At 75.7% G+C, this 11,496-nt stretch carries 13 protein-coding genes; 2 read left to right on the forward strand and 11 right to left on the reverse strand.

Features of this window, described 5'->3' with window-relative positions; genetic code table 11:
- Window positions 1-143: 143 nt before the first annotated feature.
- Window positions 144-482 carry a hypothetical protein gene (locus tag ABZ261_RS13355; RefSeq protein WP_356858506.1) on the forward strand — a complete coding sequence of 113 codons (339 nt, stop codon included), beginning with the start codon at window positions 144-146 and terminating at the stop codon, window positions 480-482.
- Window positions 483-502: 20 nt separating this feature from the next.
- Here ABZ261_RS13355 and ABZ261_RS13360 read toward each other — a convergent pair whose 3' ends face one another.
- A complete protein-coding gene (locus ABZ261_RS13360; protein ID WP_356858508.1) occupies window positions 503-1,528 on the reverse strand; it encodes an alcohol dehydrogenase in 1,026 nt (341 codons plus the stop codon).
- Between the two features lie 254 nt (window positions 1,529-1,782).
- Between ABZ261_RS13360 and ABZ261_RS13365 the strand changes: the two genes are divergently transcribed.
- Window positions 1,783-3,036 (forward strand): YncE family protein, encoded by a 1,254-nt coding sequence (locus ABZ261_RS13365; RefSeq protein WP_356858510.1) that lies wholly within the window; start codon window positions 1,783-1,785, stop codon window positions 3,034-3,036.
- An 88-nt stretch (window positions 3,037-3,124) separates the two neighbouring features.
- Here the strand turns inward: ABZ261_RS13365 and ABZ261_RS13370 are convergent, their stop codons facing one another.
- From ABZ261_RS13370 to ABZ261_RS13415, 10 genes are all read right to left on the reverse strand, one after another.
- A complete protein-coding gene (locus ABZ261_RS13370; protein WP_356858512.1) occupies window positions 3,125-3,745 on the reverse strand; it encodes a GNAT family N-acetyltransferase in 621 nt (206 codons plus the stop codon).
- A gap of 67 nt (window positions 3,746-3,812) precedes the next feature.
- Window positions 3,813-4,313: a metallophosphoesterase gene (locus tag ABZ261_RS13375; protein ID WP_356858514.1), complete on the reverse strand. Its 501-nt coding sequence runs from the start codon at window positions 4,311-4,313 to the stop codon at window positions 3,813-3,815.
- 16 nt (window positions 4,314-4,329) lie between these two features.
- Window positions 4,330-5,331, reverse strand: coding sequence for an SDR family oxidoreductase (locus tag ABZ261_RS13380; RefSeq protein WP_356858515.1), 1,002 nt, complete (start codon window positions 5,329-5,331; stop codon window positions 4,330-4,332).
- A 304-nt stretch (window positions 5,332-5,635) separates the two neighbouring features.
- The gene (locus ABZ261_RS13385) at window positions 5,636-5,821 is read right to left on the reverse strand and encodes a hypothetical protein (protein WP_356858738.1); all 186 of its coding nucleotides are present in this window, start codon (window positions 5,819-5,821) and stop codon (window positions 5,636-5,638) included.
- A gap of 121 nt (window positions 5,822-5,942) precedes the next feature.
- Window positions 5,943-6,308: a DUF6479 family protein gene (locus tag ABZ261_RS13390; RefSeq protein ID WP_356858517.1), complete on the reverse strand. Its 366-nt coding sequence runs from the start codon at window positions 6,306-6,308 to the stop codon at window positions 5,943-5,945.
- An 87-nt stretch (window positions 6,309-6,395) separates the two neighbouring features.
- Window positions 6,396-6,668, reverse strand: a complete 273-nt coding sequence (locus ABZ261_RS13395; RefSeq protein WP_356858519.1) for a hypothetical protein — start codon at window positions 6,666-6,668, stop codon at window positions 6,396-6,398.
- 80 nt (window positions 6,669-6,748) lie between these two features.
- A complete protein-coding gene (locus ABZ261_RS13400; protein ID WP_356858717.1) occupies window positions 6,749-9,133 on the reverse strand; it encodes a SpoIIE family protein phosphatase in 2,385 nt (794 codons plus the stop codon).
- A 126-nt stretch (window positions 9,134-9,259) separates the two neighbouring features.
- Complete coding sequence (locus tag ABZ261_RS13405) at window positions 9,260-10,510, reverse strand: MFS transporter (protein WP_356858520.1); 1,251 nt, start codon at window positions 10,508-10,510, stop codon at window positions 9,260-9,262.
- Window positions 10,507-11,046, reverse strand: a complete 540-nt coding sequence (locus tag ABZ261_RS13410; RefSeq protein ID WP_356858522.1) for a GNAT family N-acetyltransferase — start codon at window positions 11,044-11,046, stop codon at window positions 10,507-10,509. Before ABZ261_RS13410 ends, ABZ261_RS13405 begins: the two co-directional genes overlap by 4 nt.
- A gap of 234 nt (window positions 11,047-11,280) precedes the next feature.
- Window positions 11,281-11,484, reverse strand: a complete 204-nt coding sequence (locus ABZ261_RS13415; protein ID WP_067045059.1) for an MbtH family NRPS accessory protein — start codon at window positions 11,482-11,484, stop codon at window positions 11,281-11,283.
- Window positions 11,485-11,496: the final 12 nt, after the last annotated feature.

Raw genomic sequence — 11,496 nt, forward strand, 5'->3', positions numbered from 1 at the left:
GAGTGGGCGACCTCCTGCCCGCCGCCCCGGCACAACTTCCTCACCCTGCCGCGGATCCGCAGCGAATCCCCGGCGTTCGACCTGCACCACCCCGAAGTGCCGCTCCTCGAGGTGCGGCAGCCGGTGCGGGAGCCGGCCCCGCGATGACGGACCACGACGCGCGGTCCCTCGTCCGGCAGGTCGAGGGCCATCTGCTGCTGGCCGCCGCCCGGCGGGAGGGCCGGGCGGCCGCCGGGCGGCTCAGCTCCCGGCTGGGCTGGCTCACCGACAGCCAACGCGATGAGCTGGAGCGGCAGTTCGAGGCCGAATACCTGGCGCTGGCCCGCCTCTCCTGGCGCCGCACGGCCGAGCGGGCCCAGGAGCTGCGGCAGGCGTACGAGGCCCGGTACCGGGAACTGCGCCGGCGGCTGCTCGCCTGCTGTGTGCTGGGCTGCGCCGTGCTGGCGGCCGGCCTGCTACTGCTGCTGTCCGCCGCCGCGTAGGGCGGCTGCCGGGCGGCGGGTCAGGACATGGTGAGGACCATCCGGAAGCGTGCGGCGCCGGAGAGCATCCTGTCGTAGGCCTCCCCGGCCCGGGCCAGCGGCACCGTCTCGGTCATCGGGCGGATGCCGTGCAGGGCGCTGAAGGCCATGGTGTCCTCGACGTCCTGCGCGGTGCCGGAGGGGTGTCCGCGGACGACGCGGCCGTGCGCGATCAGCTGGACCGGGCTGATGCCCAGGGCTTGCGGATCCGCGCCGATGACGACCAGCTCGCCGCGCGGCGCCAGCCCGTCCACGGCGGCCGTGATGGCCCCGGAGTCGCCGGCGGTGGCCAGCACGAGCCGCGCCCCGCCGAGGGACTGCAGGGCCTCGGCCACCGGGGTCCGCGCGGTGCTGTCGATGTAGTGGTGGGCTCCCAGCCGCTTGACGAAGTCCGCCTTCTCGGCGCCCCGGGCGATCGCCACGGTCTCGAAGCCCATCGCGGCCGCGTACTGCACACCCAGGTGGCCGAGGCCGCCGACGCCGAGCACGGCGACCAGGTCGCCCGGCCGGGCGGAGCCGCGCCGCAGCCCGTTGTACGTGGTGACGCCCGCACAGGCCATCGGTCCGGCGTCGCTCGCCGCGAGCGCGTCGGGAATCCGGGCCAGGGCGTCCACGGGTGCGACCACCTGCTCGGCGAAACCGCCGTCGTAGGCCCACCCGGGGACCTTCAGGCGGGCGCACACGATGAAGTCGCCCTGGCGGCAGGGCCGGCAATAGCCGCAGCTGCCGCCGAACCAGCCGACCGCCACCCGGTCGCCGGCCTGCCATCCCCGCTCCCGCACTCCCTCGCCGAGGGCGGCGATCCGCCCGGCGATCTCGTGCCCGGGCACCTCCGGGAACGTGATGCCGGGCAGTGCGGCGGTCACGAAGAAGGCGTCGCTGTGGCAGACGCCGCACGCCTCGACGGCGATGCGGACATGACCGGGGCCCGGCTGCGGCACCTCGCGCTCGGCCGGTTCGAACGCGCCGCCCGCGGCGGTCACCTGCGCGACTCGATAGGTGTTCATGGGTCTCTCCGGAGTGGGTACGGCCCCCCGCACCAGCGAAACAGCTCACGGGCGATCCCGCGCGCCGAGCCGTCCGCACCCCGGCCGGCCCGGACCGGCACACCCGTGGGGCCGGCGTGTCACGCGCCGGCGCCGGCCGTTCTCCCGATCGTGTCGTGCACACGTCTTGTCGAGCAGGCCGCCGGTCCTTACTTTTCAGTAAGTTCAATGTGAAAGCGACCGTGTTCCGATTCCCCCGAGGAAAGAGAGCCCTCATGCCTGCCTCCAGAACCAGGCACCTGTGCTCCGTGGCCGCGGCCCTCGCCCTGACCGCCGCCGGACCGGCGGCCGCCGCCTCCGCGGCGCCCGCCGGCGCCGACGGCCTGCGCGAGGTGCTGTTCGTCGGCAACAACTGGGACGGCACCGCAGACGTCATCGCGTCCTCCGGCGACTTCGCCCGGATCGGCCGGATCGACGTCATCCCCGACAAGGACGCGCGGATGGCGGAGATCAACGCGGACCCGATCAAGTGGATCTACTTCCAGGCGATCCGCAACAGCGTCGGGGAGGGCCACGACCAGTTCGCCGACGACATGTACTCCACCCCGGACGGCAGGTCGGTGGTGGTGTCCCGGCCGAGCTTCGCGGACGTGGTCTCCATCGACCTGGCCACCGGCAGGGTCAACTGGCGTTTCGCGGTGTCCGGTTACCGCGCCGACCACATGGCGGTCTCCCCGGACGGCAGCCGGGTGGCGGTCTCGGCTTCCACCGCGAACACCGTGCACGTCCTCGACATCGTCACCGGCAGGCAGCTGGGCTCCTTCCCGACCGGCGACAAGCCGCACGAGAACGTGTTCACCAAGGACGGCAAGCAGATCTGGAACATGTCCATCGGCGACGTGAACACCGCCCTGGACGACCCGGGCTGGGACTGGACCAAGGGCGACCGGCGCATCACGGTCGTGGACGCGACGACGTACAAGCAGGTCAAGGTCATCGACATGCGGCAGCGGCTGGACGCGGCCGGGCTGAAGGACTTCTCCGACGCGGTCCGCCCGGCCGTGTTCTCGCCCGACGAGTCCAAGCTGTACTTCCAGGTGTCGTTCTTCAACGGCTTCCTGGAGTACGACCTGGCCACCGACCGGATCACCCGGACGAAGACCCTGCCGAAGAACCCGGCGACCAGCGAGGACCGCACCACCTGGGTCAACGACTCGCGCCACCACGGCATCTCGATGAACCCGGCGGGCACCAAGCTGTGCGTCGCCGGCACCATGGACGACTACGCGGCCGTGGTCGACCGGGCCACCCTGCAGGAGGGCCCGCTGGTCACGGCCTCCAAGCCGTACTGGGCGACGGTCAGCGGCGACGGCAAGGACTGCGTCGTCTCCGAGAGCGGTGCCGACCGGGTGACGGCGATCGACTTCGCCACGGGCCGCAAGGTGGCGTCGGTCCCGGTCGGCGACCACCCTCAGCGGGTGCGGCTGGGGCACGTGCGCACCGACTGGAGCGGCCCCGCCGGAAGGTGACGGGCCGTCGAAGCGTGGCCTCCGGGGTGCCCCACTCACTCCGGAGGCCACTTCGCCGCCACGGGTGGACCGCGGACACCCCCCGCTCTCAGCTCCGCCGGCCGGGCGGGTCGGATGCGGGGCCGGGGTCGCCGGCCACACGGGCGTGCAGGTGCTGGTCGTGCCAGCCGTCGGCGTGCAGCAGGGCGCTGCGTTGGGTGCCCTCGAAGCGGAAGCCGGCCTTCTCGGCCACCCGGCAGGACGCGGGATCGGCCGTGGAGTGGCACAGCCGCAGGCGGTGCAGCCCCAGGTCGGCCAGGGCCCAGCGCGCCGGCCCGCGGGCGGCCCGCACGGCGAGGCCGGCGCCGCGCGCCTCGGGCAGCAGCCAGTGGAGCAGCTCGGCACTGCCGCCCGCGAGGTCGACGTCGCCGAGGCCGACGAGGCCGACGGGCGGCTCGCCGGGCCGGGCCACGGCCCACACGGCGCCGGTCTCCGCCCGCCACCGCTCGTGCATGCGGGCGATCCGGGTCCGGGCCTGAGCGCGATCGGCCACGGTGAACAGGTTCCACCGCCGGATGTCCGGGTCCTGCCCGGCGCGGACCAGCGCGTCGGCGTCGTCCGCCCGCCAGGGGCGCAGGCCGTGGCCGCCGGGCAGGTCGAGCACGGGCTGGCTCCGGCGGGCCATGCGGCCCGCGGGCACGACGTCGGGTATCCCGGTGCTGTCGGTCACCACGGGATCCTCGCACGCCACCGCAGGCGCGTCACCGGCCGGCCGTGCGGCCTCCGTCGGGCGGGCGTCAGCGCGGCGGCAGCCGGTGCAGGGTGACGTCGGTCAGCGTCCCCCCGGCGGCGTTCGCCGTCAGGTAGGTGCAGTGGGGCTGGCGGCGGCGGTCGGTCGGGGAGCCGGGATTGAGCAGGCGCAGGCCGCCGGGGGCGGTGGTGTCCCAGGGGATGTGGCTGTGGCCGAAGACCAGGACGTCCAGGTCGGGGAAGCGGGCGGCGCAGCGGGCCTCGCGCCCCTGTGCGGGACCGGTCTCGTGGACGACGCCGAAGCGCAGGCCGCCCAGCTCCGCGTAGGCCACCTCGGGAAGCCGGGCGCGCAGTTCGGGGCCGTCGTTGTTGCCGTACACGCCGATCAGCCGGCGGCTGCGGCTCTCCAGCAGGTCGAGCGTGGCGGTGTCCACCCAGTCCCCGGCGTGCAGGACGACGTCCGCGTGCGGGATCTCGGCCAGCAGCTGCTCCGGGAGGCGCTTGGCGCGCTTCGGCAGGTGCGTGTCGGACATGAGCAGCAGGCGCACGCCGTCCCCCTCAAGGTCAGGACGCCAGGCGGCGGACGCCGCGGACGGCGCCGAACAGGGCGGCGCCCACGCCCAGGGCGGTGACGGCGGGGTGCCGGACCAGCGTCTCCTCCCAGGAGCGGGCGTGGGCGGTGTCGTCGAAGGCGCCGTGGGCGCCCTGGTCCTCGGCGGGCTCGCGGTCCACCGGCTCGAACAGGTTGTCCAAGCCGGCCGGCGGCATGCGGTCGATCTGCTGCGAGCCGAAGCCGGTGCGGGCGAGGTAGCGGTCGAGGAGGGCCGGGGCGAGCCGGTTGGCCCAGAGGGTGGCGACGGTCGTCGCGCCGACGTAGTACTGCTTGCGGCGCGGATGGTCGGCCGCGTACAGCACGCCCCGCGCGGCGACCTCGGGCTGGTAGATCGGCGGGACCGGCATGGGGTGCCCGGGCAGCCGGGAGCGGACCCACTGGAACTGGGGCGTGTTGACGGCGGGCATCTGGGCGATCGTGAGGTGCACGTTGCTGCCGCGGTGCAGCAGTTCGGTGCGCAGGGAGGAGGTGAAGCCGTTGATGGCGTGCTTGGCGCCGCAGTACGCCGACTGCAGGGGGATGGAGCGTTCCCCGAGCGCCGAGCCGACCTGCACGATCGTGCCCCGGTCGCGGGGCAGCATCCGCTTGAGGGCGGAGCGGGTGCCGTTGACGAAGCCGAGGTAGGTCACCTCGGTGACCCGCTGGAACTCCTCGGCGGTGATCTCCTCGAACGGCGCGAACACGGTGGAGAACGCGCAGTTGATCCACACGTCGATCGGGCCGAACGACTTCTCCGCGGCGTCCGCGGCGGCCTCCAGCTGGGCCGGATCGGCGGCGTCGGCCACCTGGACGAGAGGCCGTCCGCCGAGCGCCGCGACCTCGTCGGCCGCCGCCTCCAGGCCGCCTGCGCCGCGCGCGATCAGGACGACGTCGGCGCCGCGCCGGGCGTACAGGCGGGCGGTGGCGCGGCCGATCCCGGCGCTGGCGCCGGTGATGACGACGGTGGGGGGCATGGTCCTCCTCATTCGCAGCGGTGTCTGTCGGGCCGTCCGTCGGGCCGTCCGTCGGGCCACCCGGCGGGCATGCGCCGGCTTCCTCCGCGAGGGCCGGGGCGGGGTGTCGGCGAACCGCGTCGGCCGGGCCTGCGCGATTCGCCGACACCCGCCCGCGTCATGGGGGGGCGGAAGACTTCGGGCTCGGAAACGGGGGCGCGAAAGACGGGAGCACGGAAGACGGGGGCGCGGCAGCTTTCGCAAGCACGCCGTCCGTGGCGCGGGCGCCGTCCGTCCCGGCGCCGGGCCGCTCCGCGTCCCCCGGTCAGTCCTCGCCGCGCACGATGGTGTCCTCGGCGTCGGGGCCCTGCCCCCGGACCGCGCCGCGGTCCAGCACGGCGGGCAGGCAGGTGCGCACTCCCCCGCCCCGTCGGCGGCGGGCCAGGGCCCAGCCCGTCTCCGCGTCGGGTATGGCCGGTTTCTCAGTCGCATGCGCGGTCACGTCGTCCATCGCCCTTCCGGGTCCCGCCGACTGCGGAACCGGTCCGTCGGGTCCGCCCGGGAGCCGGGCGGGGTCGTGCCCGGGTCCCCGGGCCGCCGGGGGCGCAAACACGGGCAGGGCTGACGCCGGTTCAGGTCTGGCCGCCGCCACCGCCGCCGAAGGACCCGCTGGAACCGGACGACCAGCGCGAACGGCTCTGGTCCTCGGCGCGCTGGGTGCCGGAGTTGCCGAGCTGGTGCGGGCTCAGACGCTCGCCGTTCGTGGTCCGGGGCACCTCCGCGGGCTCGCGGACCTCGCGGGTCTCGTGGACCGGCCCGGACGGCGGCATCGTGGGCTGCTCGTCCCTGCGCGGCGGCCGGGACTCGCGGCGGCGCACCCGCAGTCCCAGCGCGAAGGCCGCGACGAGGACCGCGACGATCCCGATGCCCGCGGCGGCCAGGCCGATGTATCCCTGGATGGTGAGGCCCGAGGCGGCTTCGTACATGGCAGTGTCCATGCACGGCGGGTACCCGGGCACGCACGCCGGATGCCTGCTCCGGGCAGGGTCCTCCGTCCGGCCTCCCCCGGCCTCCCCGGCCGCCCGTCAGCCGTCCCGCTGCGCGGCGGCCCGTTCCACCTCCGCCTCGACCTCGGCCCGCGGCCGGCCCGTCTCCTTGGCGTACTCGCTCACCGCCGTCTGCACGTCGCGGGCCAGGTCCCGCCAGGCGCGCAGGGCGGTCTCGTAGGTGCCCGACTGGGCGCCGGTCATCCGCCGCTCGGCCGGCGGGCCGTAGGCCTGCCGCAGGTCGTCGACCGTGGCGTGGGCCGCGTCGGCCGCGCGCTGCTTCTGCACCAGTTCATCGAAGGTGTGTGCCACACCAACCGACCCTAGGCAGGGATGGCGCGGCGCGCCTGCCGAACCTGCCCGAACGGCGCCCGCCGGTGCCCGGACGGCGGTCAGCCGTCGGGGACGAGGTCGGCCCAGACCTGTTTGCCGCCGCTGACCGGGATGGTGCCCCAGGCCGCCGACACGGCCTCCACCAGCAGGATGCCCCGGCCCCCGGTGGCCTCCCAGCCGATGCCGGCGGGCTTGACGGGACTGCGCGGCGAGGAGTCGGCGACGGCGACCCGCAGCCGGTGGTTGACCAGGCTGAGGTCGAGCCGGACCTGGCCGCCGGTGTGCACCAGCGCGTTGGTGACCAGCTCGGAGACGACCAGCAGGGCCGCGTCGACCGTGTCGCGGGACAGGCCCCAGTCCCGCAGGGTGCGCCGGGTGAAGCGGCGGGCGTGCCGGACCGCCTCCGGCACCCGCCACACCGTCCAGCTCTCCCGCAGCGGGCGTACGGCCATGCCGTCGTAGCGCATCAGCAGCAGGGCCACGTCGTCGCCGCGGTGGGCGCCCGACAGCAGGGAGTCGGCGACCAGACCGAGGTGGGCGGGGTCGGCGGCGGCGAGGGCGCGGGCGAGGCGGTCCATGCCGGCGTCGAGGTCGGTCGCGGCGGACTCCACCAGGCCGTCGGTGGTCAGGGCGAGGACCGTGCCGCGCTGCAGCCGGAGCGGGGTCATCGGGAACTCGGCCCGGGCGAGCACCCCGAGCGGCGGGCCGCCCTCGGCCTGGGCGATCTCGGTGGTGCCGTCCGGGTGCCGCAGCACGGGCTGCAGGTGCCCGGCCCGCACGCACCAGGCGGTGCCCTCCTCCATGTCCACGTCGACGTAGGCGCAGGTGGCGAAGAGGTCGGTCTCCATGTCCAGCAGCAGCCGGTTGGCGTGGGCGACGACCACGTCCGGGGGATGCCCCTCGGCGGCGTAGGCGCGCAGCGCGGTGCGCATCTGGCCCATCAGGGTGGCGGCGCCCGCGTTGTGGCCCTGGACGTCGCCGATGACCAGGGCGGCGTGGTTGTCGGCGAGCGGGATGACGTCGTACCAGTCGCCGCCGACCTCCAGGCCCGCGGTGGTGGGCAGGTAGCGGGCGACGGCGACCGCGCCGGGCAGCCGGGGCAGGCGGCGCGGCAGCAGGGTGCGCTGGAGCATGCCGACGAGTTCGTGCTCGGCGTCGAAGGCGTGGGCGCGCAGCAGAGCCTGCCCGGCGAGGCCGGCGCAGGCGGTGAGCAGGGCGCGTTCGTCGGGCGCGAACTCGTGCGGGCGGTCCCAGCCGACCAGGCAGGCGCCGGCCATGCGGGCCCCGGCGGGCAGCGGCAGCACGGCCAGGCCGCCGGGGCCGACCTCGGCCAGGGCGGGCTCCAGGTCCGCGCCGGCCGGCCAGATCCGGGCGCGGCCCTCGCGCAGCGCGGCGGCCAGCGTGGGCATGGCGCGCACCGGCGCGTCGGGCCACTCGGTGCGCCATTCGGTGCGCCACACCTCCGGCCAGGCCTCGGGTTCGGGCGGGTCGAGGACCGTGACGACCAGCCGGTCGTTCTCGAGTTCGGCGAGGGCGATCCGGTCGGCCTTCAACGGCCCCCGCAGGGCGGCGACGACGGCCTGGCCGACGTCCTTGACGGTGCCGGCGGTGGCGAGCGCGGCGGCCAGGCGCTGCACGCGGGCGACGTCGGTGACGCCGGAGCGCAGGGTGGAGGCGTCGGCGACGGTGCCGACGAGCCGGGCGGGTCGGTCCTCGCCGGCGGGCAGCAGCCGGCCCCGCAGCCGCAGCCACTTGGGCGGGCCGGAGGGCTGGAGGATGCGGAACTCCAGCTCGCGGTCGCCGATGGACATGTGGTCGGCCTCGACCACGGACATCAGCGCGGGCAGGTCCTCGGGCACCGTGTGGCCGAGGAGGGTCTCCACCCGGCCGTCGAAGCCGTCGCGGGGGATCCCGAACAGCCGCAGGATCGTGTCGCCGACCCGGACCCGGCCGGTGTCCATGTCCAGGCTGAAGGCGTCCTCGGCCAATTCGCCGGGCTCACCGGGCTCACCGGGGGCGGCCGGTGCGGGGACGGCGACCGCGCGGGCGATCAGCTCCAGGCATCTGCGGTCGTCCGCGCCGAAGCCGCCGGGGTGTTCTCCGACGGCCAGCAGGCAGCCGCCGCCGGCCGGGCCGAGCGGCAGGGCGGCGGCGGAGAAGTCCGCGGCCGGGGTGCGGCGGCCCTCCGGGCAGCCGGCCGGTCCGGCGGGGCTCAGCCACTGCGCCCGGCCGGTGCGGTGGGCCTCGGCGACGGGGGAGGCGCCCGCGGCCGGGTAGCCCTCCCGGAGGCCGTACAGGGTGTGCGGCAGGCCGGCCGACTCGGCGAGGCGCAGCACCGCGGGGTCGTCGCCGGGCGTGTACACGCCGACGAAGGAGGCCCCCGCCAGCACGAGCGCCTGTTCCAGGACCCGGCGCAGCCGGTCCGGGGCGGCGGGTGACGCCATCAGGGAGGCGAGGGCGGCTTCGGCGCGCTCCGGCGCCCTCGTCGTTCCGCTGATCGCAGCGCCCCTACTGACCACTTCGCCATTACAGCGCGGATGCGCCGCCTGCGCAGCCCCTGTGACCGCGGGCTATGCGGGCATCGCCCGGATGCCTCGGCTGAGGCCGGCCGTCACCGCGGCGACGGCCACCAGCAGCGGGAACACCAGCAGCGCCGTCCCCGGTGACCAGCGGGCCAGCAGCGCCCCGGCCAGGACGGGGGCGAGCGCGCCGGCCGAGCCGGCGGCGAGCAGCAGCACGCTGACCACGCGCCCTTGCAGGTGGTCGGGGGTGACGGCGGCCTGGTGGCCGAAGAGCGCGGCGTTCGCGGTGGGGCCGAGGAAGACCGCGGCGGCCAGGGGCACCGCGGCCAGGACGCCGGGGGACAGCAGGGCGGCGACCGTCATCAGCACGGCCGTCGTCCAGCACAGCAGCGTGATCAGCACGGGCATGCGCAGCCGCCGCTGGAGCGCCGGGGCGGCGAAGGCGCCGAGGAGGCCGCCCGCGGCGAAGATCGTCCCGGCGAGGCCGACGGTGACCGGCGGGAGACCGGCGCGCCGCAGCGCCAGGGTCATCGCGAAGACCATGCCGGTGAAGGCCGTGTTGAGCGGGACGGCGATCACCAGCAGGGCCCGTAGGAACGGATGGCCCAGCAGGAAGCGCAGGCCCTCGGCGGCGGACGCGGCGGCGGCCGGGGGCGTCCCCGTCCCGGTGCGCTGCAGGGGCCGGCGGATGCACAGGACGGCGATCAGGGACAGCAGGAAGCTGACGGCGTTGCCGAAGAACGGCAGCGCCCGGCCGGCCCCGAACAGCAGGCCGCCCAGCGGCGGGCCGGCCAGCGCGACGCCGTAGGTCCGGGCCTCGTTGCGGGCGACGGCTGTGGTGAGCTGGTCGGTGCGGACGAGGTTGCGGACCGCGGCGTGCTCGGCGGTGCTGAAGACGGCGGTGGCGGCGGCGCCGGCGACGACCGCGGCGAGGATCACCGGGAGCCCGGCCGCGCCCGCGGCGACGGCGCAGCCGAGCAGGGCGTACACGGCGAGCCGCAGCACATCGCAGGCGATCATCAGCCGGCGCCGGTCGCACCGGTCGGCGAGGACGCCGGCCGGCAGCCGGCACAGCATGGCGGTGACGAGCCCGGCGGTGCCGGCGAGCCCGGCCTGCGCCGGGGACCCGGTCCGCTCCAGGACCAGCAGCGGCAGGGCCAGCTCCACCAGGGCGCCGCCCAGGTCCGACAGGCACTGTCCGGACCACAGGAGGGTGAAGTCGCGGTTGTGCCACAGGTTCGCGGGCGGTCCGGTGTCCGTGTCCCCGGCGGAGGTCCCGGTGAGCGGCGGCCGGGTCACACCGGGTCTCCGGCGTCCGTCGCCGCGGCGCCCGCCGTGGTGGGGACGACCAGCATCCGGGTCACGGACCCGTCGTCGCCGACGACGTCCCGTACGTGCCGGAAGCCCAGGCGGCGGCACATGGCCAGGCTGGCGGTGTTCTCGGCGCCCACCATGCCGTACGCCTCGGTGAGCCCCAGGTTGTCGGCGGCGTGCCGGAGCAGGCCGCGCACCACCTCGCCGCCCAGTCCGCGCCCCCAGTAGGCGGGGGCGAGCGCGGTGACGAGTTCGTGGCCGTCGACGTTGCCGGTCGGCTTCACCTCGGCATGGCCGACGTAGGCGTCCCCCAGCCACAGGCCCCACACGTCGAAGCGGCGCTGCGGGTAGACGTCGGTGAGGATGGCGCGGAACAGGGCGCGGAGCTCGGGCTCGGGCACGAGGTCCTGGCCCATCCAGCGGCACACCTCCTCGTTGCGCAGCAGGGCGACGAAGACGTCCTCGTCCTCGGCCCGGTACGGGAGGAACTGAAGGCGTTCGGTGCGCAGTACGGGGGTCATCGCGGGCTCCTCGGGGAGATGCGGTGCGGTTGTGCGGTGGTCCAGGGGGCCGAGGGCGGTGGGGCGCCGGGGCGGCAGGGCTGCGGGGCGGAAATCGTGCGGGCGGCGGGGCGGTGGGGCGGGAATCGTGCGGGCGGCGGGGCTGCGGGGCGGGAGGGGTGCGGGCGGCGGGGTGCGGTGAGGTGCCGGGCCGGCCGGTGCGGCCGGCCCGGCGGGCGGTGTCCGGGCGTTCGGTCAGGCGCCGGCGTTCTCCATGCGCTCGCGCAGGCTCTTGGGGCGCATGTCGGTCCAGACCTCGTCGACGTAGGCGGAGCACTCGGCCTCGGTGCCCTCCTTGCCGACGGGCTGCCAGCCGGCGGGCACCTCGATGTCGGCGGGCCAGAGGGAGTACTGCTCCTCGTCGTTGCGCAGCACCTGGTAGCGGGTGTTCTCGTCCATGTCGCGTTCCTT

It is taken from the genome of Streptomyces sp. NPDC006193, from assembly GCF_040613915.1.
Lineage (GTDB): Bacteria > Actinomycetota > Actinomycetes > Streptomycetales > Streptomycetaceae > Streptomyces.